24 protein-coding genes and 5 pseudogenes are annotated in these 23,244 nt (G+C 70.7%); 16 read left to right on the plus strand and 13 right to left on the minus strand.

All coding sequences use genetic code 11. The features are described from left to right. Positions 1-36: 36 nt before the first annotated feature. The 7 genes from mftA to mftR all read left to right on the plus strand — a co-directional run bounded on the left by mftA (position 37) and on the right by mftR (position 6,256). Positions 37-165 carry a mycofactocin precursor MftA gene (mftA, locus tag ACX25U_RS39175; RefSeq protein WP_454387182.1) on the plus strand — a complete coding sequence of 43 codons (129 nt, stop codon included), beginning with the start codon at positions 37-39 and terminating at the stop codon, positions 163-165. Between the two features lie 9 nt (positions 166-174). Continuing rightward, on the plus strand, positions 175-453 hold the full coding sequence (gene mftB, locus ACX25U_RS39180) for a mycofactocin biosynthesis chaperone MftB (RefSeq protein WP_454387184.1): 279 nt from the start codon (positions 175-177) through the stop codon (positions 451-453). After that, the gene (gene mftC, locus ACX25U_RS39185; RefSeq protein WP_454387185.1) at positions 450-1,700 is read left to right on the plus strand and encodes a mycofactocin radical SAM maturase; all 1,251 of its coding nucleotides are present in this window, start codon (positions 450-452) and stop codon (positions 1,698-1,700) included. Before mftB ends, mftC begins: the two co-directional genes overlap by 4 nt. Before the next feature lie 81 nt (positions 1,701-1,781). Next, positions 1,782-2,981 carry a pre-mycofactocin synthase MftD gene (mftD, locus tag ACX25U_RS39190; protein WP_454387187.1) on the plus strand — a complete coding sequence of 400 codons (1,200 nt, stop codon included), beginning with the start codon at positions 1,782-1,784 and terminating at the stop codon, positions 2,979-2,981. A gap of 41 nt (positions 2,982-3,022) precedes the next feature. Next, positions 3,023-3,811, plus strand: a complete 789-nt coding sequence (mftE, locus tag ACX25U_RS39195) for a mycofactocin biosynthesis peptidyl-dipeptidase MftE (RefSeq protein WP_454387188.1) — start codon at positions 3,023-3,025, stop codon at positions 3,809-3,811. Beyond that, complete coding sequence (gene mftF / locus ACX25U_RS39200; protein WP_454387190.1) at positions 3,808-5,301, plus strand: mycofactocin biosynthesis glycosyltransferase MftF; 1,494 nt, start codon at positions 3,808-3,810, stop codon at positions 5,299-5,301. Before mftE ends, mftF begins: the two co-directional genes overlap by 4 nt. Positions 5,302-5,563: 262 nt before the next feature. Then, positions 5,564-6,256 (plus strand): mycofactocin system transcriptional regulator, encoded by a 693-nt coding sequence (gene mftR, locus ACX25U_RS39205; protein ID WP_454387192.1) that lies wholly within the window; start codon positions 5,564-5,566, stop codon positions 6,254-6,256. 456 nt (positions 6,257-6,712) lie between these two features. Here the strand turns inward: mftR and ACX25U_RS39210 are convergent. Further along, positions 6,713-7,785 (minus strand): IS630 family transposase gene (locus tag ACX25U_RS39210; RefSeq protein ID WP_454385098.1). Its coding sequence is split into 2 segments (ribosomal slippage): positions 6,713-7,302 and positions 7,302-7,785, totalling 1,074 coding nucleotides; the frame shifts between segments, so codons are not numbered across the junction. Positions 7,786-7,974: 189 nt separating this feature from the next. Between ACX25U_RS39210 and ACX25U_RS39215 the strand changes: the two genes are divergently transcribed. Both ACX25U_RS39215 and ACX25U_RS39220 read left to right on the plus strand, forming a co-directional pair. Beyond that, entirely contained in the window at positions 7,975-8,613 is a 639-nt protein-coding gene (locus ACX25U_RS39215) for a DUF1259 domain-containing protein (protein ID WP_454387193.1), read from the plus strand. Then, positions 8,610-8,975, plus strand: coding sequence for a hypothetical protein (locus ACX25U_RS39220; RefSeq protein ID WP_454387195.1), 366 nt, complete (start codon positions 8,610-8,612; stop codon positions 8,973-8,975). Before ACX25U_RS39215 ends, ACX25U_RS39220 begins: the two co-directional genes overlap by 4 nt. 288 nt (positions 8,976-9,263) lie before the next feature. Here the strand turns inward: ACX25U_RS39220 and ACX25U_RS39225 are convergent. After that, positions 9,264-9,919, minus strand: a pseudogene (locus ACX25U_RS39225) (class I SAM-dependent methyltransferase). A gap of 12 nt (positions 9,920-9,931) precedes the next feature. Beyond that, a complete protein-coding gene (locus ACX25U_RS39230; RefSeq protein WP_454387197.1) occupies positions 9,932-11,047 on the minus strand; it encodes a cation diffusion facilitator family transporter in 1,116 nt (371 codons plus the stop codon). Positions 11,048-11,539: 492 nt separating this feature from the next. Between ACX25U_RS39230 and ACX25U_RS39235 the strand changes: the two genes are divergently transcribed. After that, positions 11,540-12,103 carry a dihydrofolate reductase family protein gene (locus ACX25U_RS39235; protein ID WP_383854095.1) on the plus strand — a complete coding sequence of 188 codons (564 nt, stop codon included), beginning with the start codon at positions 11,540-11,542 and terminating at the stop codon, positions 12,101-12,103. Positions 12,104-12,144: 41 nt separating this feature from the next. Here ACX25U_RS39235 and ACX25U_RS39240 read toward each other — a convergent pair whose 3' ends face one another. After that, complete coding sequence (locus tag ACX25U_RS39240) at positions 12,145-12,495, minus strand: LysR family transcriptional regulator (protein WP_454387200.1); 351 nt, start codon at positions 12,493-12,495, stop codon at positions 12,145-12,147. Between ACX25U_RS39240 and ACX25U_RS39245 the strand changes: the two genes are divergently transcribed. Then, positions 12,389-12,631 (plus strand): antitoxin MazE7, encoded by a 243-nt coding sequence (locus tag ACX25U_RS39245; protein ID WP_454387202.1) that lies wholly within the window; start codon positions 12,389-12,391, stop codon positions 12,629-12,631. The genes ACX25U_RS39240 and ACX25U_RS39245 overlap by 107 nt on opposite strands. Before the next feature lie 2 nt (positions 12,632-12,633). Further along, positions 12,634-13,005: a toxin Doc gene (locus ACX25U_RS39250; RefSeq protein ID WP_454387204.1), complete on the plus strand. Its 372-nt coding sequence runs from the start codon at positions 12,634-12,636 to the stop codon at positions 13,003-13,005. A 194-nt stretch (positions 13,006-13,199) separates the two neighbouring features. Here ACX25U_RS39250 and ACX25U_RS39255 read toward each other — a convergent pair. The 3 genes and pseudogenes from ACX25U_RS39255 to ACX25U_RS39265 form a co-directional block, all read right to left on the minus strand. Beyond that, positions 13,200-13,592: pseudogene (locus tag ACX25U_RS39255) on the minus strand (DDE-type integrase/transposase/recombinase); the annotation flags it as partial. 182 nt (positions 13,593-13,774) lie between these two features. After that, positions 13,775-14,431 (minus strand): GTP cyclohydrolase I FolE, encoded by a 657-nt coding sequence (gene folE / locus ACX25U_RS39260; RefSeq protein ID WP_454387206.1) that lies wholly within the window; start codon positions 14,429-14,431, stop codon positions 13,775-13,777. Between the two features lie 536 nt (positions 14,432-14,967). Then, positions 14,968-15,516, minus strand: coding sequence for a DUF2231 domain-containing protein (locus tag ACX25U_RS39265; RefSeq protein ID WP_454387207.1), 549 nt, complete (start codon positions 15,514-15,516; stop codon positions 14,968-14,970). A 122-nt stretch (positions 15,517-15,638) separates the two neighbouring features. Between ACX25U_RS39265 and ACX25U_RS39270 the strand changes: the two genes are divergently transcribed. From ACX25U_RS39270 to ACX25U_RS39280, 3 genes are all read left to right on the plus strand, one after another. Next, positions 15,639-16,394: a helix-turn-helix transcriptional regulator gene (locus tag ACX25U_RS39270; protein WP_454387209.1), complete on the plus strand. Its 756-nt coding sequence runs from the start codon at positions 15,639-15,641 to the stop codon at positions 16,392-16,394. Positions 16,395-16,580: 186 nt separating this feature from the next. Continuing rightward, positions 16,581-17,138 (plus strand): DoxX family protein, encoded by a 558-nt coding sequence (locus tag ACX25U_RS39275; RefSeq protein WP_454387211.1) that lies wholly within the window; start codon positions 16,581-16,583, stop codon positions 17,136-17,138. A 343-nt stretch (positions 17,139-17,481) separates the two neighbouring features. Next, entirely contained in the window at positions 17,482-18,066 is a 585-nt protein-coding gene (locus ACX25U_RS39280) for a TMEM165/GDT1 family protein (protein ID WP_454387212.1), read from the plus strand. Between the two features lie 341 nt (positions 18,067-18,407). Here the strand turns inward: ACX25U_RS39280 and ACX25U_RS39285 are convergent, their stop codons facing one another. From ACX25U_RS39285 to ACX25U_RS39295, 3 genes are all read right to left on the minus strand, one after another. Then, on the minus strand, positions 18,408-18,737 hold the full coding sequence (locus tag ACX25U_RS39285; RefSeq protein WP_454387213.1) for a hypothetical protein: 330 nt from the start codon (positions 18,735-18,737) through the stop codon (positions 18,408-18,410). Between the two features lie 398 nt (positions 18,738-19,135). Then, the gene (locus tag ACX25U_RS39290; RefSeq protein WP_454387215.1) at positions 19,136-19,621 is read right to left on the minus strand and encodes a hypothetical protein; all 486 of its coding nucleotides are present in this window, start codon (positions 19,619-19,621) and stop codon (positions 19,136-19,138) included. Positions 19,622-20,039: 418 nt separating this feature from the next. Next, positions 20,040-20,690 (minus strand): hypothetical protein, encoded by a 651-nt coding sequence (locus tag ACX25U_RS39295; RefSeq protein ID WP_454387217.1) that lies wholly within the window; start codon positions 20,688-20,690, stop codon positions 20,040-20,042. A 540-nt stretch (positions 20,691-21,230) separates the two neighbouring features. On the opposite strand from ACX25U_RS39295, the pseudogene ACX25U_RS39300 reads away from it, so the two are divergent. Further along, positions 21,231-21,577 (plus strand): annotated as a pseudogene (locus ACX25U_RS39300) (HAD family hydrolase); the annotation flags it as partial. A gap of 53 nt (positions 21,578-21,630) precedes the next feature. Here the strand turns inward: ACX25U_RS39300 and ACX25U_RS39305 are convergent. The 3 genes and pseudogenes from ACX25U_RS39305 to ACX25U_RS39315 form a co-directional block, all read right to left on the minus strand. Further along, positions 21,631-21,900 (minus strand): annotated as a pseudogene (locus ACX25U_RS39305) (transposase); the annotation flags it as partial. Between the two features lie 152 nt (positions 21,901-22,052). Further along, positions 22,053-22,221 (minus strand): annotated as a pseudogene (locus tag ACX25U_RS39310) (ISKra4 family transposase); the annotation flags it as partial. A gap of 83 nt (positions 22,222-22,304) precedes the next feature. Then, entirely contained in the window at positions 22,305-22,853 is a 549-nt protein-coding gene (locus ACX25U_RS39315; RefSeq protein WP_454387219.1) for a DUF4142 domain-containing protein, read from the minus strand. Positions 22,854-23,244 lie beyond the last annotated feature (391 nt).

Here is a 23,244-nt window from a genome sequence, read left to right on the forward strand (position 1 = left end):
TCACCAGCACACTTCCGTACTCCGAGGGAGAACCGCATGAACGAGTTCAACTCCGCCGAGGCCGAGCAGAACCACGCCGACGAGATCACGTCCCCCGATGCGCTCATCGAGGGCGACGCCCTGATCGAGGAGGTCTCGATCGACGGCATGTGCGGCGTCTACTAGGCCGCGCACATGGCCACATTGAACCTGGACCGTGCCTGGGACCTGCATTCGCAGGTCTCGGTACGGCCGGAACCCTTCGGTGCGCTGCTGTACCACTTCGGTACCCGCAAGCTCTCCTTCCTCAAGGACCGCCGCCTGCTCGCGGTCGTCCAGGCGCTCGCAACGGCCCCCACCGCGCGAGCGGCCTGCCTGGCCGCCGGCGTCGACGACCGGGACGTGCCCCGGTACGGGCAGGCCCTGGCCGCACTCGTCCAGTCGTCGATGGTCGTCGAAAGGGCAACTCCATGACCACAACTCCGCAGATGTCGAGGCCCGCGCCGGCTGCGTCGCGCCTGGTGGACCTCTTCGAGTACGGCCTGGACGCGCCGATCTGCCTGACCTGGGAACTCACCTACGCCTGCAACCTGTCCTGCGCGCACTGCCTGTCCAGTTCCGGTCGGCGCGACCCGCGCGAGCTGAGCACGGCGGAGGCCAAGGCCGTCATCGACGAGCTGGAGGCCATGCAGGTCTTCTACGTCAACATCGGCGGAGGTGAGCCCACAGTCCGCCCCGACTTCTTCGAACTGATCGACTACGCCACCGCCCACCACGTCGGTGTCAAGTTCTCCACGAACGGCGTGCGGATCACGCCCGAGGTCGCCCGGCGGCTGGCCGGCAACGACTACGTGGACGTCCAGATCTCGCTGGACGGGGCGACGGCCGAGGTCAACGACGCGGTGCGCGGCCCGGGTTCGTACGACACGGCGCTGCGCGCGCTGCGCAACCTGGCCGATGCCGGAATGAAGAACTTCAAGCTCTCCGTCGTGTGCACCCGCCACAACATCCCGCAGATGGACGAGTTCAAGGCCCTCGCCGACCGCTACGGTGCGCAGCTGCGGCTGACCCGGCTGCGCCCCTCCGGACGTGGCGCGGATGTGTGGGACGAACTGCATCCGCTGCCGGGGCAGCAGCGGCAGCTGTACGACTGGCTGGTGGCCCACGGCGACAGTGTGCTCACGGGTGACTCCTTCTTCCACCTGTCGGCGTACGGGAAGGCGTTGCCGGGGCTGAACCTGTGCGGGGCCGGACGCGTGGTGTGTCTGATCGATCCGGTCGGGGACGTGTACGCGTGCCCGTTCGCGATCCACGACGAGTTTCTCGCCGGGAACATTCGCCGGCCGGGCGGCTTCGCCGGGGTGTGGCGGGAGTCGGAGCTGTTCCGGAGCCTGCGCGAGCCGCAGAGCAGTGGGGCGTGCGCCTCGTGCGCGTTCTACGACACCTGCAAGGGCGGCTGTATGGCGGCGAAGTTCTTCACCGGGCTGCCGCTGGACGGCCCCGATCCCGAATGCGTTCAGGGGTATGGCGAGCAGCTGCTGGCTCAACGCCCGAAGGACCGCGGCCACCTTCCGAAGCCGTCCGGCGACCACTCGCACTGCACCGCGCCCAAGCGGCGCCCCGGCACTGTGGATCTGGTGCTGACGCGCCGCCCGGACCTGGACCGGCCGCCGGTCAGCGCCTGCGCCGAGGACCCACTGGCCGGCACGAGCTTCGCCTAGCGCGGCACACCCGCGGCGCTGTCGTCACCCAGGCCGCCCGCCACTGCCCCCGCACACCCCTTACCGAGAAAGAGCCGCATCATGGGCCGTAATCCCTGGTTCGAGACCGTCGCGGAGGCTCAGCGCCGCGCCAAGAAGTATCTGCCGAGCACCGTCTACGGGGCGCTGGTGGCCGGCTCGGAACGGGGCCGTACCCTCGACGACAACACCGGCGCCTTCGCCGAACTCGGCTTCGCCCCACGCGTCGTGGGCCACCACGCACAGCGGGACCTTTCCACGACCGTGCTCGGGGTGGAGTCCGCGATCCCGGTGGTGATCTCGCCGACCGGCGTGCAGGCCGTCCACCCCGACGGCGAGGTCGCGGTCGCCCGCGCCGCGGCGAACCGGGGCGTGATCATGGGCCTGAGCTCCTTCGCCAGCAAGCCGGTCGAAGAGGTCGCCGAGGCCAATCCGAACACCTTCTACCAGATGTACTGGACCGGCACCAGGGATGCCATGGCGCAGCGCATGGAACGTGCGCGGGCCGCGGGGGCGAAGGCGCTGATCGCCACGCTGGACTGGTCCTTCTCCCATGGCCGCGACTGGGGCAGCCCGGCCATCCCGGAGAAGATCGACCTCAAGACGATGGTCAAGCTGGCGCCGAACGTCCTGCCCCACCCGCGCTGGCTGTGGACGTATCTCAAGTCCGGCCGGATCCCGGACCTGACCACGCCGAACCTCCAGCCGCCCGGAGGGAAGGCGCCCACGTTCTTCGGCGCTTACGGCGAGTGGATGCAGACGACGCCGCCCACGTGGGAGGACGTCAAGTGGATGCGTGCGGAGTGGGGCGGTCCGTTCCTGCTCAAGGGCGTGTCCCGGGTCGACGACGCCAAGCGGGCCGTCGACGTCGGCGTGTCCGGCATATCGGTGTCGAACCACGGCGGCAACAACCTGGACACCACGCCGGCGTCCATCCGCCTGCTGCCCTCCATCGTCGAGGCGGTCGGCGACGAGATCGAGGTCCTCCTCGACGGCGGTGTCCGCCGCGGCGGCGATGTGGCGAAGGCACTGGCCCTGGGCGCGCGTGCGGTCCTGATCGGCCGCGCCTACCTGTGGGGCCTGGCCGCGAACGGGCAGGCGGGCGTGGAGAACGTCCTGGACATCCTGCGCGGCGGACTCGACTCCGCCGTACTCGGCCTCGGGCACTCCTCGGTCCACGAGTTGTCGCCGGACGACCTGGTCGTCCCGGACGGCTTCACGCGTACGGCCGGCACTCCGCGTACCGCCGGCTCCGTGAGCTAGCAATGCCGTCACACCGGAAACCGCCGGAAGAGTCGAGGCACTTGGCACGCTCGGTATGGCCGGCCGTCCCAGCAGACGCGCTGGTGCTGGTCCCCGTCGGCTCGACCGAGCAACACGGGCCGCACCTGCCGTTGAACACCGACAGCGTCATCGCCCAGTCCGTGGCGCAGGTGACGGCGGAGCGGCTGACGGCCGACCGAGCGGACCGCCCCGTGCTGTCGGCACCGACCATCGCCTACGGCGCCAGCGGCGAGCACGGGGACTTCCCGGGAACGGTTTCCATCGGGCACGACGCGCTGCGCGTCGTCCTGGTGGAGACCGTGCGGTCGCTGTCCCTGTGGGCAGGCCGCATCGTCTTCGTCAACGGCCATGGAGGGAACGTCCCCACACTGGACGCGGCCGTCGGCCAACTCCGCGACGAGGGCCACGACGTGGCGTGGCTCGGCTGCGAGACACCGGGCAGTGACGCGCACGCAGGCCGTACGGAGACCTCCGTGATGCTGCACCTGGCACCCGGCGACGTCCTTCTTCCCGAAGCGGTCGTCGGCGACACCCGCCCTCTGGCGGTCCTCATGCCGGAGCTGATGACCCGTGGCGTCCGTGCCGTTTCCCCCTCCGGAGTCCTCGGAGACCCGACCGGCGCCACGGCCGATGAGGGCCGCGCCTTGTTCGAGTCGATGGCGACCACCGCCGTACGCCGGATCGCCGCAGGCCGAACGGACACCCGGGGCCGGCTCACCGACCCCGCGTCCCCCCGCACACCGCCTTGCGCTCCGGCCTCACGCACCCCCGCACCACCCGCTCCTCGCACGAAAGCGGCGCGTCCATGACACTTCCGCACGGCTTTGTGGTCGTCCTCGACCGGCACGCCCGTGTGCTCGACGACGGCCGGGCCCTCCTCGGTGGAAACCCGACCCGGCTGCTCCGGCTCAGCCCCCGAGCGCGACCGCTGCTGACCGGGCGTACGGTGCGCGTGCGGGACGCGGCAAGCGCGGTCCTCGCCGACCGCCTGCTGGAGGCCGGCCTGGCCCACCCGGTTGTCCGAGCCCTGCCGTGGCACCCCGCACACGGCAACGGCCACGATCCGAACTGCACGTATGTGATCCCGGTACGCGACCGCCCCCGCGAACTCGCCCGACTTCTGGAAAGCATCCCTGCGGGCAGCCCGGTCATCGTCGTGGACGACGCCTCACGTCGTCCCGACCTGGTCACCGCCGTCGCCGCACAGCACGGCGCACGCCTGGTTCCGCTGGCGGTGAACGTGGGACCGGCGGGTGCCCGCAACGCGGGGCTCCGTCTCGTCACCACCCCCTATGTGGCCTTCATCGACTCCGACATCGTGCTGACGGCCGATACCGTGTCCACCTTGCTGCGGCACTTCGCCGACCCCCAGGTCGCCATGGCGGTACCCAGAATCACGGGGCTGGCCACCAGCGAAGCATCCGGCTGGCTCGGCCGCTACGAGAGCACCCGGTCATCCCTCGACCTGGGGGCACATCCGGCCGCTGTCCGTCCGGGCACGCCGGTCTCCTGGGCACCCAGCGCCTGCGTGGTCGCGCAGGTCGACGTACTCACCAAGAGCGGCGGCTTCGACGAACGCATGCGCGTCGGGGAAGACGTCGACCTGTGCTGGCGCCTGGTCCGGGACGGCTGGCGCATCCGGTACGAGCCATCCGTGGAAGCCGCTCACGAGCATCGGGCGGGCCTGGGCGACTGGTTCACGCGGAAGGCCGTCTACGGCACCGGCGCCCACCCCCTCGCCCAGCGCCATCCCCGGAACATCGCCCCCGCCGTGCTCGCCCCATGGAGCACCGCACTGGTACTCGCCCTGCTCGCCCAGCGCCGCTGGTCCATCCCCGTCGCCGGATCCATCTGGGCCGTCGCCACCGCCCGCATCGCCGGGAAGCTGAAAGACACCGACCATCCGGTCCGTCACGCCACACGGCTCACCGCCGGCGGCGCCGTGTCCGCCCTGGCCCAGGGATCGGCGCTGCTCACCCGCCACTGGTGGCCACTCACCGCCATCGGCTGCCTGGCCTCACGCCGCATGCGCCGCGCCACAGCCCTGGCGGCCATCACCGACATCGCGCTCGAATACCGCCGCGACACGACCTGCCTCGACCCGATCCGCTACGGCATCGCCCGCCGCCTCGACGACCTCGCCTACGGAACCGGCGTCTGGATCTCCGCCCTCAAGGGACGCTCCACAGCCGCCCTGCGCCCCCGCATGGTCCTGAGCCCCAGGTCGCCGCAACGGCAGCCCGCGCGGAAGGCTCTTCTCCCGTGGGTGAAGGGCGGAGGGGCGCGGCGCAAGGCCTGACAGTACGCCGGCTCACATCGGCTGACTCCGGCTCGCGAGCAGGTCAGGCTCGGTAAGCTCGCCCTGCCGGGCTTACCTCCCGTCGGTGGCCGGGAGACACCACCAGGTCCCGACCGCGGCCGCCACGGCGGCGGCCGGGACGCAGGGCGAGGCGTGGGCGGTCATGGGACGCCTTCGGGAGGGGCCACCCAGCTGAGAGAATGACAGCGGTTGCCGGATGTAAAAATGCCGGGCGGAACGTGGCCAGAGGGGAAGAGTCGGGATGGTTGCGTCACATCCGACCACGAGGGCAGGCTCACCCAGGGCGCGGGTCGGACGGCCGTCCGCTACGTCGCGTGACCGGCTCGAGGGCCTGGCGTTCGAGCTGTTCGCGAGCAAGGGATTCGAGCAGACCACCATCGACGACATCGCGGCAGCGGCCGGGATCAGCCGCCGTACCTTCTTCCGGTACCACGCGTCGAAGAACGACCTGGTGTGGGGCGACTTCGACGGCCAACTGGTGCGCCTGCGCGAACTGCTCGCCGCCTGTCCGCGGGAAGTTCCGATGATGGACGCCCTGCGCGAGGCGGTGGTCTCCTTCAACCGGTTCAACCCGGCCGACGTGCCCTGGCATCGCCGGCGCATGGAACTCATCCTGCGCGTACCGGCACTCCAAGCCGACTCCACGCTCCGGTACGCGTCCTGGCGGCGCGTCGTCGCCGCCTTCATCGCTGACCGGACCGGCCAGCCACAGGACGCGCTGCTGCCGCGTCAGGTCGGGTACGCCACCCTGGCCACCTGCATCGCGGCCTACGAGCAGTGGCTCGCCGACCAGAGCGCTGACCTGACCGAGCTGCTGGACACCGCCATGCGGGAACTCCAAGGCGGCTTCGGCGGCCACGAGCCGGCGGGCGGCTCCGCCGGTGGTGCAGCAGTCGCCAGGTCCGGTCGTGCAGGACAAGCCCCGACGTCCTGAGCAGAATCACAGGAAGCTTCGCGCTTCGCTGCGGTGAGTCGAGTCGATTTCGACGTCCCACCCACCGAGCGCAGATCGTCTCCGTCGGCGCTTCCCGGTCGACACGCCACCCGCCCGCATCACTCTCGACCAACGCCAGAAACATCATGGCCAGGGTCTACCAGCTACCCCTGACAGGGCGCTGGTCGACGTCAGCCTGAAGTTGGAATGGGCTCACTGTCACCAGATACAGGAACTCGCTATTGCCCACCGGCAAATATGTGATGTTCCCGATGTACTTGGCGTTCGGTACGTCGGTGGTGAAGTCGCGCCGCAACAGATCCGGCACGGGCGTAGCGGACGGCTCGGGCATCGTGGTGACCTGGCGTCTGCGCAGCCGCAGTCCAGCGATCCCCGTCTCTCGTATCACGCGTTCGACGCGCTTCTGAGGTTGGCTTCTCGGGGTGACATCGATCTCTACGGCGGCGCGAGGGCCAGTCCGGTCTCGGCGATGAACCCGTCGAGGAGCTCGGGCCGGTACTGCATCTTCTTCAACCGGGTCCGGGCGAAGGCCGCGAGCTGGTCGGTGGTGCACGCTGCCAGGTTGCCCAGACTCCCCTTCAGGTTCGCCCACACGCCCTCATCCGGATTCAACTCCGGGCTGTACGGCGGGAAGTGGAACACCGTCAGCCAGGATCGTGCGGCGAGCAGGTCACGCATCGCGCGGTCGGTGTGCTGCGTGGAGTTGTCCCATACCAGCACGATTTCCGCACCGAGCTCGGCGTGCGCCGCGTCCAGAAGCGCCGCGAGGTCCGGCTCCTTGAAGCCCTTCTTCTCCTTTTTCCGCCCGGCGTGCTGAACCAGCATCCGGTAGATCAGCCGGGTGCGGGTGCCGGGCTTGGTGCACAGCATCGAGGCCAGGGAGATCCGCCCGGAGCCCTTGCCGCTGACCCTGACCACCGGCGGATGGCCGCGTCGGGACCAGGTACGCGCCTTGGGCGGCCTGATGCTCTGCCCTGCTTCGTCCTCGAAGCACAGCCAGGCATCCCGGTTCCTCACGGTTTTCCCACGCGGGGCCAGGCCTCCTTGACCCAGGTCGCTACGGCCTGCTCGTCGCGTTCGGCGGCCCGGTGCACGGGGCTCTGCACGGTCCAGCCCATCTGGTGCAGGATGCGCGAGACATGCTTGAGGCTGAACCGGACGTGGAACCGGCGGGCGATCACGGTCGCCACGCGGGCCAGGGTCCAGCGCTGGTCCTCGGTCCAGCCGTGAGCGGCGGGACCGCGGTCCAGCTCCGCTTCCAGCCAGGCCCGCCACTGCGGTCGCATCCGGCTGGGGAAGCCGCTGGGCCCCTTGGAGGCAAGGCTGTCCGGTCCTTTCTCGCGCCAGCGTGCGTGCCAGGCGTAGGCCGACTTCCGGGAGACCCTCAACCGCTTGGCCACCTCGGGCGGCGGGACCCCCTGGGCGAACATCTCGGCGGCCTCGAACCGCAGCCGCTCCCGCTGGGCACGTTGCTTCGCGGTCAGGCCGCCACCATCGGGGTACCGCATACCTCCGGAATACACCCATATACACTATTCGTCACCCCGAGAAGCCAAACTCAGTTGCGTGTGAATCTGACTGAGCAGTCGCGGTGGCGGTAGAGGAAGGTACGGTCGACGCCCGCGCGGCGGGCGATCGCAGCGACGCTGGCCTCGGAGCCGTCCTTCGCGACCTTCGCCAAGTACCACGACGGAATCATGCTCATGGGTGACCTGGTCGTCACCAAGGACGAACTACCTAAGGTCACCGACGCGCTGCAGGCCGCCGGGATCGAACAGACCGCCCTGCACAAGCACCTGCTGCAGCAGTCCCCGGCGATCTGGTGGGCACACGTCCACGCCATGGGCAACCCGGTCACCCTGGCCAAGGGCCTGAAGTCCGCACTCGTCGCCACCGCCACCCCGCCCGCCTCGCCGCCCCCGGCCACCCAGCCGTCCATCGCCCTGGACACCGCCGGCATCGACAAGGCGCTCGGCCGCAAGGGCACCGCCGACGGCGGCATCTGCAAGTTCTCCATCGCCCGCAAGGACACCGTCACCGACGGCACGCACGTGCTGCCGCCCGCGCTCGGCATCACCACCGGCATCAACTTCCAGCCCCTGGGGGGCAACAAGGCGGCCATCAACGGCGACTTCGTCATGACCGCCCCCGAGGTGCAGAAGGTCATCCAGGCGCTGCGCAGGGGAGGCATCGACATCGTCGAGGTCCACAACCACCTGCTGGACGACCAGCCGCGCCTGTTCTACCTGCACTTCTGGGCCACCGGCGACGGCACACGCCTCGCCAAGGCCATCCGCCCGGCCCTCGACGCGACCGCGCTGGCCCCCATGTCGTGATCGGCTGGGGCCAGATCGTCTACGGCGCCGTGCTGTCGGCCGTCGTCGCCGCCGTCCTGATCGCCCTTCCCCGGGGCCGCAGCCGTGCCGCCGTCGCGACCGGTGCGCTGGCTGCGGCCGTCGGGCCCCTGGCCTGGAACGGGATCCTGCGTGCCGCCCACGGAGATCAGTTCTTCACCGACGCACCCGTGATCGTCTTCCCCGTCAGCCGGCAGGACACCGGCTCCGGCGTCTTCACCCTGGCCGCCGCCTCCCTCGGCTACGGCCTGGGCCCGCTGCGCACCGAGCCTGCCCGCCGCACCAGCCTGTACGCGCTGCTGGCCGCCGTTGCGGCCCTGCTCGTCGACGTCTACCTGTACTGACCAACTGATCGCCAACGTGGCGGATGGCAGAGCCGCACCGGAGGAGTGGAACGGATTGGCGCACAAACCCGCTGGCATCGCCGCGCACCTCCCAGAGGTCCAGCGGCGGAGAACGAACAGACGTCCGGCGACGAGTCGGCGCCGTGCCGATCAGACCGACGCTCGCATTGCTGCCGCCAACCGGGCTGAGCGTCACGGTCGTCGCGCGTTACCGGCGAACCACGACGGCCCCCGACCGCCGGGCGCGGACGTCGGGGGCCGTCTGGCACCTCCGTGAGCGGAGCGCGGTCAGACCTGTGCGATCAGGGCGTAGCGTTCGTCGGTCACCTGGCCGCCCCACAGAGCGGCATCGGCGCTGAGCGGTTCGATGCGCAGGTCGCTGACGAGCGGGCGCACCGCGTCGGCCAGGTCGTCGGCGGCGATGCCCCGGTGCCACGGCAGTGTGTCGGCGCCGACGACGTACGGAACTCCGCTCTGCCCTGCCTCGCGCCAGCGGCCCTCGATCAGGACGAGGAGGCCGCCGGGGCGGATGCGGCCGACCCACTCGTTCAAGGCGGCGTGCGGGTCGGGCAGGGTCCACACCAGGTGGCGGGAGAGCAGGACGTCGAACTGCTCCTGGCCGGTGGGCGGCAGGCGGCGTCGCCGACCAGGAACCAGCCCTGCAGGCCGGCGGCCGTGAGCTTGGCCCGGGCCTGCTCGACCATCCGCGGAGCCAGGTCCACGCCGGTGACCCGGTGCCCGGCCTCGGCGATCAGCTCGCAGAGCGATCCGGTGCCGCAGCCGATGTCCAGCACCTCCACCGGGTGGGGCGGGAGCCAGGCGGTCAGGAGGTTCGCCCACGCGGAGCGGGTGTCCGCGGCGCGCAGGCCGTGGTCCGGCTCGTCGTCGAAGTCGTCGGCGGCGGCGTCCCAGTAGGCGGTGATGGCAGCAGCAGGGTGTGTCATCCGGTGATCCTTTCAGCCGCCACCGACAATCGCCCGGGGCCGATCGCCGTGGTGGGCGAGGGCGGCGTGCGGGTCCTGGCCGCCGGCGGGGGCATGGTCGGTGTGGACGGTCGCGGACGTCAGCCTGGGGACCGCGTGGATGAGGGCGTGTTCGGCGGCGACGGCCAGCTCGTGGGCCTTCACGACGGTCAGGCGCGCGTCGACGACGATGTCGGCCTCGGCCCGCAGAGCGTGGCCGATCCACCGCATCCGCACCTGCCCGATGTCCAGCACTCCCCCCACGCCGCGCAGCGCTCTTTCCGCGGCGTCGACCAGGGCCGGGTCGACGCTGTCCATCAGGCGCCGGTAGACCTCACGGGCGGCATCCTTGAGGACCAGCAGAATGGCGGCGGTGATCAGCAGACCGACGACCGGGTCCGCCATCGGCCGGCCGAGCGCGGCCCCGCCGGCGCCCAGCAGGACGGCCAGGGAGGTGAAGCCGTCGGTGCGGGCGTGCAGCCCGTCCGCGACCAGCGCAGCAGAACCGATCCTCTTACCCGTGCGGATGCGGTAGCGGGCCACCCACTCGTTGCCGACGAACCCGGTCAGCGCCGCCGCGGAGACGGCCCACAGGTGGGTGATGTCGCGGGGGTTGAGCAACCGGTCGACGGCCACCCCGGCGGCCAGGGCCGCGGACGCGGCGATGGTCGCCACGATGAGGATGCCGGCCAGGTCCTCGGCACGGCCGTAGCCGTAGGTGTAGCGGCGGTTCGCCGCCCGGCGCCCGAGCACGAACGCGATCCCGAGCGGCACGGCGGTCAGCGCGTCGGCGGCGTTGTGGATGGTGTCGCCGAGCAGCGCCACCGACCCGGACAGGACGACGATCACGGCCTGGACGACGGTGGTGAGCCCCAGGGCGGCCAGGGAGATCCACAGCGTGCGCATCCCCTCCCGGGAGGTCTCCATCGCCGCGTCGACCCTGTCACCGGCCTCGTGACTGTGCGGCCGGGCCAGGTGGGCGAACCGGTGCCGCACCCGGGCCGGCCGCGACCCCCCGTGCCGGTGCTCCGCGCTCGCGTGCCCATGCCCATGCCCGTGCCCGTGACCGTGGTGGTGGCCGCGTGTACGGGTGTGCTGATTCCCCTCCATGCACCTCACCGTGGCACACGGATTCGATTGCAGCTACAGCCGTCATACGCCGCCTGACCAGGTGCGATGCCCTCGCAACAGCGCCTTTGGAGCAGCTGGTCAACGGCTGGCGCGTCCCCGCCCGGCGTGACCAGTGCCTCACGGCGTTTCCAAGGCACCGAGCAGCTCGGCAACCAAGATCATCTCTTGGCGCCAACGGTTGTTCCAGTCCCACGGCCGTCGTGTAGGGTCTCGCCGCTCGTGGCATGTCGATCTTGCGTGACCTGGGCGTTCTTGGCTGTCTCACGGCCTTGTCACCCATGATCAGTCTCAAATCCGTGGCATTTCCTTGCGAGGGCGAGGTCGAGATCAGGCGGCTTGCCCGGGTTGGCCGAGTACACCACGCTGAGCCCCGAGCACGAGGACTACCGGCGAGTTCAGATCGCGCACCGATGAGTTTCCCGCGCCGCGCCGGTCTGTACGCGTGAGACCGACTCACGGAAGGCTGGCGCCATGCGGAAACTGATCTACGGCATGAACCTGACCCTGGACGGCTACATCGCCGCGCCCGGCGACGACATCGGCTGGAGCGTGCCGAGCGACGAGCTGTTCCAGTTTTGGTCCGACCAGTTGCAGGCGACCGACCTGACGCTGTACGGGCGCAAGCTGTGGCAGACGATGAGCTCCTACTGGCCGACCGGCGACCAGCAGCCCAATGCCACCCCGGCGGAGATCGAGTTCGCGCGCCGCTGGCGGGACATGTCGAAGGTGGTGTTCTCCTCGACGATCGACAAGGTCGACTGGAACACCCGCCTGGTCACCGGCGACGCGGTCGCCGAGATTACCCGGCTCAAGGCCGAGGACGGCGGCCCGATGGACATCGGCGGCGCGACGCTCGCCGGGGCGGCCATGCGGGCCGGGCTGATCGACGAGTACGTGCTGGCTACCGCGCCGGTCCTGGTGGGCGGCGGCACGCCGTTCTTCACCGCGCTGGACAACTGGGTGAACCTGAACCTGGTGGAGACGCGGACGTTTCCCGGCGGCGTGGTCCTGACCAGGTACGAGACGAGGCGCTGAGCAGCTTCCCGCTGTCTCACGGCTTGGATGGGTGTTTCCTCTCACCGTCGTGGCATTTCCTCAGCCGGGATCGTCTGGGCGGCTGCGGCGACGCGTTTCCCGAATCGGGTCAGCTTCATGGCCCTGCCGCGCTCTGCCCGCTCGAAGAGGGGCTGTCCGAGGTCCTCTTCGAGACGGTTGATCTGGGTCACCAGAGCGGACCACGAAATCTGAGACCCTACACGTCGAAACCGCAAGAACCCGGCGGGGTATTCGCGGAGGTATTCATGGGTGCATACTATGGGCATGGCTGACACCACTGTGAAGATCGACTCGGAGACCCGTGACCGGTTCGCAGCCCTCGCCGCGGCGCGCGGCATGAGCGTGCGTGCGTACCTGGCCGAGCTGGCCATCGAGGAGGAGAACCAGGCCAAGCTGGGCCGGGCGACCGAAGCCTTCCGTGCGGCCGTCCGGCGACCTGGCTTCGCCGAGGCATTCGACCGTGACTTCGGCGGTCTGCCCGCCCCCGTCCACCACCGGGCGGCCTGAGGGTGGACCTGCACGTTGACATCCGGTGGCTCCTGGACCGGCAAGAGGAGCTGCTCGGCAAGGACCTGGGCGTCAGCGACTACTCGGCCCTGGTAGCCGCAGTGGCCCGGCACCGGGTGAACACCCCCCACTTGGACGAGAGTTCGCCGGACGCCTACTGGCGGGCCGCGGCCCTGATGGAGCAGATCGTGCTGCTGCGGCCGCTGCCGGCACGCAACGAGTTCTACGCCTACGGCGTGACCGTGGCCTACATTCAGGCCTCCGGGGAGACCGTGGACGCCGGCTACGAGCAGTGGCGCGACCTGATCACTGACATTCGAGCCCTGCGCATAACCGTCTACGACATCGCCGACCGACTCCGGTCATGGCGTTAGACCCGCAGGACGATTGTCCGGCTGCGGTCCCGCCGAAACAACCGGAACAGGCGGCTCTACTGAGAGCCGCCGCGTACGAGCTTCACGAGCAAGTCGGTGCCGCGCAGGTCGGAGGGGGTGTTGTCAAGTGGCTGTTGTGGTAGGCGAGTTGATGTGTGCTGGAGGTGCGTTCGGCCGGGCCGGGGGCATCCTGGTCAGGCGGCCGTGAGGGCTTTGGTGACGGTCTTCCGGATGCGGAACCGTTCGGTCATCCCGATGCGGTAGCCACTCGCTGTGATCAGATGGCACCGGGCCGGGAGTGGCCGGAGAGCCGGCTGAAGGCGGCACGGAACCTTCCGGGCCGCTTTGCTGGAGCGGAAGCCCTGCATGGCGCGCTCGCGCCGCCTCGTGGGCTGATGACTGTTCGCGGCCCTGTTGTTCAAGTACGTCGAACCGCGGTGCCCGACCGGCGGCATGACCGCGCGGTGGGCGGCACCGTAGCTGCGGAGCCTGTCCGTGACGATCACGCGGGGTACGTACTCGAGGTCCTTGAGAAGCTTGCGAAAGAAGCGCCCGGCTGCGGCCGTATCGCGGCGGTCCTGGACGAGAATGACGTCCGTGTCCTTGGTGGTGCCGAGCGGGCGCATGCTGCGGACGGCGCGGTAGGCGCCCAGGACGGTGTCCAGGGCTTGCCCGGGTATTCACCACACGTTCGTGCCCAGCAGCCCGGCGGCCCCGCGCAGCCGTGGTCTTCCGGTGTCGGGCCGGGCTGTGCGCGGCGTTGCTGGGTTCAGGTGGCCGCGCCGGTCAGGGCGAGGAATTCGCTGCGGGACCGGGCGTCGGAGCGCAGCAGGCCGAGCAGGGTGGAGGTCATGGTGCTGGAGCCGGTGGCCTGGACGCCGCGCAGGGTCATGCAGGTGTGCTCGGCCTCGATCACCACCCCGACGCCCTTGGGTTCCAGGTGGTTCTGCAGCCAGTCGGCGACCTGTTTGGTCAGGCGTTCCTGGACCTGCGGCCGGCAGGCGAAGTGCTCGACGACACGGGCCAGCTTCGACAGGCCCAGGATCCGGGCGCCGGGCAGGTAGCCGACGTGGGCGGTGCCGACGAACGGCAGCAGATGGTGCTCGCAGACGCTTCGGACCGGAATGCGGCGGGCCAGGACGAGTTCGTCGTAGCCCTCGTCGTTGGGGAAGGTGGTCAGGTCGAAGGGGCGCGGGCTGAACAGTTCGGCGTACGCGCGGGCCATCCGGCCCGGTGTGCCGCGCAGGCTCTCCGAGGCGGTGGAGATGCCGAGTGCGTCGAGGAACCGGCTGGCCGCGGCTTCCGCGGCGGCCGGGTCGATGCCTCCGGGCTCGTGGACCACCCGCAGGGCGGGCCGTGCGGGTGCCGTTCCCTCCCTGTCGTGCGGGTCCGTTCGGGCGGTGCCGCGGTGCGGGCGCTCGGTCATGTCGGCCGCCGCCGATGCCCAGGGCGGTGAGCAGGACCAGGGCGAGGGTGACCGCGGCGAGCAGGCCGTGTGCCGGCACCACCGTGAGCGGGAAGTGCCGTTCGGCGGGGACGGCCCCCTCGGCTCCTGGAGCGGTTGCGGCCGCCGGTGCCGGCCCGGCGGTGGCGCGGTCGCGGTGGACGGGGACCCATCGGGCCAGCATCACGAATCCCAGCAGGGCGACCGGCAGCAGCAGGCCGAACGCGGTCCAGGCCAGGGCGGTCTTGTCGGCCACGACATAGATGATCCAGACGATGAGGCCGATCGCGGCCAGGGCGAAGTGCCCGAAGACGGCCGGTGCGGGCAGACGGCTGGTGCCGGATCGCTGCTGCCGGATCCCGCCGCGTCGGATCCAGGTGCCGAGCAGGTAGAAGCCGCCGAGGGCGGTGACCACCCAGGTGATCAGTGCGGCGATGTCCATGGGGAACTCCCGAGTGATGAGCATGCCGGAGGCAGCCGGACGGCACCGGCCGCCGCGGGGGAGGGGGCGGGCCGGGTCACACGACGGAGCGGGCGCCCCTCGCGCCGCGGCCGGGCGTGTATCCCTCGGCCTGGGTGCTCTCGTCGGCGACCCGCACGCCGTAGCGGTAGGCGAGCCTGCCGCCCAGGAATCCCGAGACGCCCAGGACCGCCAGGCTGACCGCGGACAGCACGAGCTGGCCGAGGCCGACCCTCCCGCCATTGGTGTAGGTGCTGTACCGCCACAGAAAGTTGCCCGCGTAGGCGGCGGTGACCAGCAGGTTCAGCGCCATGTGGACCAGGGCGGTGCGAAAGGCCGGGGTGCCGGCGGGAATGGCGAACAGGTCGAGGAACCCGGCGATCGCCGCCAGCAGGGCTCCGATCACGCCTGTGGCGATCAACCACTGCGAGCCCTGGGTCAGAAAGCCCGGACGGTGCACGAGGTGGGAAGCGATGTCGAACACCAGGCCGGCCACCCAGGCACCGATCGGCACGGTCACCAGGATCGGGTGGAACGGGTGGCCGTACGGGCCGGCGAGCGAGGCGCTGACCGGGCGCTTCGCCTGAAGCTGAGACTCACGGGCCATCGCAACCTCCCACTGATTCCACCAATCAGTCTTGGTCTTATTGAGGGGCGACGTCAAGAGGCGCAGCAGAGCGCGGCTAGGAGAACACTTGCGCCCACGCAGATGGGAGCTACCGTGGTCTTGTGGCTTCCGACCCGACCCGGCAGCAGGCCGACGCGGTGAACACCGCCCTCGACTCCGTCGGCGTGCTGAGCGAGGACTCACGGCGGCGCATGTTCGCCTTCGTCCGGCGCGCCGGCCGCGCCGTCACCCGCGACGAGGCCGCCGCCAGCGTCGGCATCTCGCGCAAGCTCGCCGCCTTCCACCTCGACAAGCTCGTCGACGCCGGCCTGCTGCGCGCCCGCTACGAATCGCCCGGCGGGATCCGCAGGGTCGGCAGGCGGCCGAAGGTGTACGAACCCACCGACGCCCAGATCACCATCAGCATCCCCGAGCGGCGCCACGAGCTCCTGGCGGACCTGCTGCTGGACGCCGTTCTGACCGAGGGCGCCGACGAGAACGCCGCGCAGGCAGCCGTGCGGTCCGCCGAGCGGCGGGGCCGGCGGCTGGGCGAGGCCGCACGGGAGGAGACCCGGCCGGGCCGGCTGGGCCCCGAGCGCGGACTGACCGTCTGCGAGCAACTGCTGGACCGGTACGGCTACGAGCCGGTCCGGGAGACCCCCACCCGGCTGCGGCTGCGCAACTGCCCCTTCCACCCGCTGGCCGCGAAGGCCCCCGACCTGGTGTGCGGCATGAACCAGGCCCTCCTCGGCGGCTTCCTCGAAGGCCTCCGGGTCAACGGAGTCCAGGCCGTCCTGGCCCCCGAGCCCGGCGAGTGCTGCGTCCGGCTCGAGCCCGGCGGCACCGATGGCGATGACCCCATGGCGCGCGACCGCTGACCGGACGCCGCCCTGCCCGCGCGGGCCGCCGCCCGGGCCCGACCCTGCCCGCCGCGCAAGGCCCGGGTGAGAAGGGGCGCGCTCCGCGACCCTGCGCAGGGCTCGCTCACCCGTGACCGTCGCTCGGCGCCTGTCTGCCGAGCTGGGGGAAAACACCCGTTCCGGCATTCCAACCGGAGCATTGCCATGTTGACCAAGCGCATCCTGAATCGTCCTGCTTCCTCCACCGAAGCGGCAGCGCCTGCGGCCGCCGCGCCGGTCGTGACTGCCGCCGACTGCGGTCTGCTGCTCATCCGCTTGACCTTCGGGCTGCTGATGGCCGGCCACGGCGCCCAGAAACTCTTCGGGCTCTTCGGGGGTGGCGGGCTGACCGCGACCGGCAAGGGCTTTGCGGCCCTGGGCTACCACCCGGGAAAGCTGTTCGCCGCGATCGGAGGCCTGTCCGAGATGCTGGGCGGCCTCGGCCTGGCCCTCGGCCTGCTCACGCCGCTCGCGGCCGCCGCACTGATCGGCGTGATGATCAATGCGATGGCCACGGTCACCGGCGCCCACGGCCTGTGGGAGACCGACGGCGGCGTGGAGTACAGCGTGTGCATCGCCGTCGTCGCCCTGGCCGTCGCTGCCATCGGTCCGGGCCGGCTGGCTGTCGACCGTTTCTTCCGCTGGGGTGTCGGCGGCTGGAAAGAGGCCGCCTTCGCCCTCGGCCTGGGCGGCGTCGCCGCTGCGATCACCCTGAGTCTCTAGACCAAGAGCAGCCGGCCCACCAGGTGAGCCGACGCCTGCTGCGCGGGGACCCCTTCTTCGGTACGGGGTCCCCGGGCCTTGGGGGCGTCGGCTCACCGTGTATCGTTGACGGCTGCGAAGGGGAGTAGTCCCGCAATACCGCTGGTCGACACGCTGGACAGGGCGCCTGTCCCGGCCACCGGGCCTCGGCAACTGCCGTGGTGGACGAGACCTTCGGCCAACGCATGACCTGCGCCCGCACCGACCGTGCGGGCGGCTCCGTCGTGCCGGGCCGAGAAGGTTCCCCGTCGCCCGCCTGGGTGTCGTACGAGCTCGCGGCCCGGCCCCAGCAGAAAGCACTTCGATGACCTTCGACCCCCTGGCGATCATCACCGCCTTCGGGCTGATCTTCCTCGCCGAACTCCCCGACAAGACGATGTTCGCCTCGCTGGCCATGGGCACCCGCATGCGGCCCCTGTACGTGTGGTTCGGCACCTCCACCGCGTTCCTCGTCCACGTCGCCATCGCCGTCGGCGCCGGCAGTCTCCTCGGCCTGCTGCCCGACCTGGCCGTCAAACTCGTCTCGGCCGCCCTGTTCGCCTTCGGCGCCTTCGTTCTCCTGCGCAGCGGAAGCGACGACGGGGACGACGAAGCCGGCACCAGGACCGTCACCGGCTTCTGGCCCGTCTACACCACCGCCTTCACGGCCGTCTTCATCAGCGAATGGGGCGACCTCACCCAGATCACCACCGCCAACCTCGCCGCCACCAACGGCTGGCTCCCCACCGCCGTCGGCTCCGCCGCCGCCCTGATGTCCGTCTCCGCCCTCGCCCTCCTCGTCGGCCGGTTCATCGCCAAGCGCGTACCCCTGAAGACCGTGCAGCGCATCGGCGGCGCCTGCATGGCCGCACTGGCCATCTGGACCCTCATCGAGGCCTTCACCGGCTGACCCGGCCGGCCGGTGCCCCACCGGGACACGCGGTGCGGCCCCGACGGCGGACAACGGACAAGAGTCAGATCCTGTCCGTGACTTCGGCTCACCGGTTCACCGAGGCCGCTCTCTCCAGGCCACGAGGGAGATCGGCTTCGACGGCGTCCACCGGTACGAGGACTTCCAGAGGCCGCTGGACCAGCGGCGGATCCACATCGAACAGATCCACCCGGAGAGGGGCGCGGAGGCCTGCGCGGCCCGGACGGGGAGGCGGGACCGGCACGCCTGCTGGTCTTCTACGACACGGGGGGCGCGCCCGCGATGGGCGCGCCCCCCTTGGGTTTCTGCGGCGACCGCTCCTAGCGCACGACGATCACGACGGGGCCGTGGTCGAAGTCGTGATCGAAGTCGTGGTGGAAGCGGTGGTGGAAGCGGAACCCGTCGTGGTCGAAGTCGTGATCGAAGCGGTGGTGGAAGCGGAACCCGCCGTGGTCGAAGTCGCGATCGAAGCGGAACCCGCCGTGGTCGAAGCAGCGCCAGTCGTCGCCGAAGCACCGGCTGGTGGTCACATGGGTGTGCACGGCTGGGGCTGCTGCCGCGGCCGTGCCGGCTGCGCCGATCGCGGCGCCGCCGGCCATCAAAACGGCGGCCGACGTCGCGACGAGACGCCTGGCGCCTTTTGCTCGCATGGTGAATGCACTTGTCCTTCTGCCGCGTCGGCCCGTGTGGGGCCGGGCCGGCGCGGTCTTGGCGGCACGAAAGGGGTGACCGCGGCCGCGAGGGAGCGGCACGGTCGGGGGCGTCGCCCCGCGTGTTCGAGGAGCACGTCTGGCCTCCAGGATCCTCGCTGCACGGGAACCAGCCGACCAGGGATGTAGCCCCGGGGTGCAGTTGTACTTCGGTTACGTAAGCGGCGCCCTTTTGGATTGCCGTTTTGGCGAAAAAACCGTGTGGCACGGCCTGCCGGAATGCCGTCGGAGACTCGGCGTGACGGCGGCACCGATGCCGCCGAGGCCGAGGACCACGGCGGCCTCTCCTCGATCCTTCCTTTGCAGCGGTCGCTGCCGGGACATCACGGTGCTCCGGGTCACCGTGACCGGCTGAGATCCCTGTCGGGTCCGGGGCGGTCCGGGGGGCCGATGTGGTCGCCGGCCGTGGCCCGGCTGGGGGGGGCGAAGGCGACGGGGGTGTTCAGGGCGAGGAAGTTCTTCCCCTCTGCCGTTCGGGCGCGCAGGTGGATGCGGTGCCTGGCCACCGGCACCGCCCGGGGGATCTGCAGGTCCCAGGTCTGCCGCCACGGCCCGGCCGGCGGCCGGGGGTCGCCCGACAGGCGCGTGCCCATGCGGGTCAGTAGATCGGGCAGCCGGTAGCTCTTGTCCAGTATTTTCAGCGGGCCGATCTTCATGATCACCCGGTAGGTGACCCGGGTCAGGTCGACCGTCTCCCTGAGGTGGCCGTCCAGCTCCCAGCGGAGTCGGTGTCCCAGGCGCGGCGCTGCGGGGGTCAGGGTGAGGTCGAGGATGTCCAGGACGTAGCCGGCGTCGCTCGCGTCCTCCACCGGGTGATTGCTCATGTCGCTCATCCCGTGGGGTGGTGGGCGGGGGAGGGTCGCGTGGCTCGTCGCTCCGTCCCGGGCCCGTGCGCTTGCGGTCCCGGGCCGGGTGGGCGGCGTGCGTTTTCGTCACCCGGTCGGGCCCGCCCGGTCGCCGCGCAGGAGGCCGGTGGCCGTTGCCCGGGAACGACGCCAACGGCCGGTGTACCAGCGGGAATCCGTCGGCGGGCGAGCCGGTGAGGCAGGGGGGCGTCGGCGCGGCCGGGCCCGCGGCGCCTTCGGTCCGGTTTAGCATGGCGGGGCAGGCGCGTGGACCGTCGGGCGGTGGCCGGGGGCGGGCGCCACGGGCGGGGTGCCCGCAGGGGTGGGGGCTGAGACCGGAACCCCGGCCCGATTACGGCGGGCCGGGGTTCTCCATGGTTTGCCTCACGCGGCCGGCTCAGTCGTCGAACCCGTCGAACCCGTCGAACCCGTCGAACTTGTTGAACTCGTCGAAGTCGAACTTGTCGTGGTGGCGCTTGATGACGCGGAAGCTGCCCACCACTCCGTTCTTGACCTTGACGCCGTCCTCCATCTCCTCGTGGTGCTTCTTGTGGTGCTCTCCCTTCTCGTGCTCGCCCTTCTCGAAGTTCTCGTCCTCGTCCTTGAACTTCGGGCGGACGTTGTTGGCCTCGCTGTGGGGGCCGACGGTGGCGATGGGGGCGCCGTTGTCGCAGGTCGCCCCGCGGAAGAACTCGACGGTCCGCTTGCTGTCGTTGCGGATGTTGAAGCTCTTGGCGCCCAGGCCGCTCACCACGGTGATGCAGCCGTCCGGGCGGGCGGAGAACGACCGCTCGTTGATGAAAATCCGGCCCACCCTGTGGTGGCGGCGCTCCTTCTTCTCGTGGCCGCGCTCGCCGCGCTCGTTGCCCCCGTTGCCCTTTCCGCCTTCGTCACCCATGGGCGCCTGGGCGGGAACGGGCGCCTGCTGGACAACGGCCGGGGCCGCCTGGGGCGCCGGGGCGGCCGTGGCGTAGGTGATGCCGGTCGCGGTCAGGGCCGCGGCGGCCGCGACGCCCGCGGTGATGGCGGAGGAACGGGTCATGATCATGCCGTTTTTACTCCTGTCTCTGAGCCTGAGAGGCCGGCTTTGACGGCCGGCGTGTGATTGAACGTACCGACGCCCCCCAGAGCCGTCATTTCGGGCATATCGGCAGGGTCGGCGCCGGGGAGCCGAACGGGGTACTCCCCAGCTGCTGATGGGGCGTCAAATAGCCCAATGGAACAGGAGAATCGATGATCGATTAGGCCTTCAAGGTGATCTCTGACGCCTGCTCACCCATGCGGCAGCGAGTCGCCTGGAACTGCCGGCGCGATGGGCTCCGGCATACCGGGGCAGGCGGGTCACCGACCGGACCACGGCAGCCACCCTGCCCCGCCGGGGCCTTGCGCCCATGCCGTCCGCCATCCGGCGCTAACCAGGACGCCGTACTGCGGTCAGGGAGTGAAACCCTCAGCCCGGGCCCACGACGACCACCTCACCCGGCCGGCCTGCCTGCACAGGATTTCTGAATTCACGTGAGGCCTGCTCAGCGCGCGGGCACCGGTGCCGGTCAGGCCGCCACGCAGCTGACAAGCTCGCCCGCGGTCCACACTGTTGCGCGCCATGACCTTCATGATCGTCGCCTCGCCCTGTGCGGTCGTGCCGGCCACCATGCCGCCGCTGCTGTCCGCCATCGCCAACGCCGCACGCCACGGCGTGCTGGTGAAGTCCGCCGTGGTCATGGAACGCCTCGGGCAGGTGGACGCGGTCGCCCTGGACAAGACCGGCACGCTCACCGGGGCACCCCGCGGGTGACCGACATCCGCCCGCCGGCCGCCTCCGGCCCGACCGGGGACGAGCTGCTGCGGCCGGCGGCGGCGGCCGAGCACCCCAGCGAGCACCCGCCGGCCCGCGCGATCGTGGACGCCGCCCGCGCCCGGAACCTGGACATCCCGCTGGTGGAGACCCCGTGGACGTAGGCCTCCGTGACGACCGTGTGGAGGGCCTAGGCGATGCGGCGCCGGCGTTTCAGCAGGCTGGGGGAGAAGCTCCCGGCCCGCAGTGTCGGGATCGCGAGTTCCAGGTCGCCGGCCTGTGTGGTCACCGTCTTGTCCCGGTGCCCGTTGCGGTAGGCGGTGCGGGCGTCGGTGCGTTCGCCCCACTCGGCGCCGATCCGGGCGGTGGCCTCGGCCTCGATCAGCTCCGGCAGCGGCCGCTCGGCGACTTCGCGGACGAGTTCAAGACCATCTACCGAACGCAGTGACTCAAGCAGGCGAATAGGCCATGCCGGGACAAGGCCACCGTGCGCCCCCTTGGTTCGAACTGGCCGTTCACCAAGGACAGTTGCACGGTGGCCCTGTCCCGTTTTCAGGGAGCATTCACCGGCAGTCGATGCACGCGAGGGTACGCAAGCGGCGCACTTCCCGGCCAAGACCAGCTACACCACACCGTGGGACGCCATCCGCGGTCGCCGCTGCGGCCTTCCGGCGGGGCGATCACATCGTGCGGGCGTCGCTGGGCGGGCCGGGCGTCGAGGACGCGAGGCCCCGGTGGCCATCCGCCTGCGGTGCGGCTTCTCGCCCGGTGCCGGGCGGGTGCGTCAGGCGTTCGGCGCGGGATCATCGATCACGCGCGTGGGTGTGCTCGATGCGGACGGGCCCACGTCCGTGGGCCGGCGGGTGCCTACGCGTGGCACACGCCGTGGTTGACCATCTGGGTGTGGCGTGCGACCACCGGGCGCGCGCTCTTGGCCAGGGACTTCACCAGCGGGTTGGTGCCCGAGGCGATCTGCTTGTCGATGAGTGCGAGGGTCTGCACGTGGGCGGGGTACTGGGCCTTGAGCCACGCGGCATCGTAGGCGGGCGTCCCGGCGAGGGACTTGAGGTGGGCGGTCTGCCTCAGCTGCGCGCCCGTCTGCCCGGACGGCAGGGCCACGCCGAGTTGTGCCGCGGTCTTGACGACACCGGCATCGAGGGCGCGGTGGTCGCGGATGAAGTCGGCGCCGACCCGTTTGACGCAGGCGGTGGTCGCGGCGCTTTGGGCCTGCTGACTGGTCGTGATCTCCCACAGGTTTCCCTGGTGGGCCGCGGTCAGGAGCTGCCTGTCCAGGGGGGAGACCGCCGACGGCGAGGACGACGACGAAGCGAGGGCCGGGAACGACGCGGCGCCCGTGACGCACAGGGTGGCGGCGCAGACGGCGGCAAAGCGGACACGGGATCGAGTCGTGTACATGAGTCCTCCACGGGTCGCACGTGCAAGCCTCGGCGAAGACCCCTTCCTCATTGCTCGAAGCGTGAGAAGCCGTACCTGTGCCATGGTCCACCCGGTTGAGGTCCCCGGCAACCGAGGACCCGGGCGCCGCTGTCGGCTTCGGTGGGTGGTCGGGCGTCGATCCTCGGCGGCCGGCCGGACGACCTTTGGCACACCTGCATCACCACATGGTCGACCGCAGGGATGCCCGCGCCTGAGGCGCCACGGCGAGGCTTCGCCCTTGGCCTTGGCGAGCTGTACGTCAACGGCAGGGCGCTGACCGAGCAGTGGGCGGCGCAGTTGCGCGAGGAACTGCCGGACCCGGTCTCGGACGTGACCAAGCTCCAGGCCCGCCGTGCGAAGCGGCAGGACG

Source organism: Streptomyces sp. JNUCC 63, from assembly GCF_054366325.1.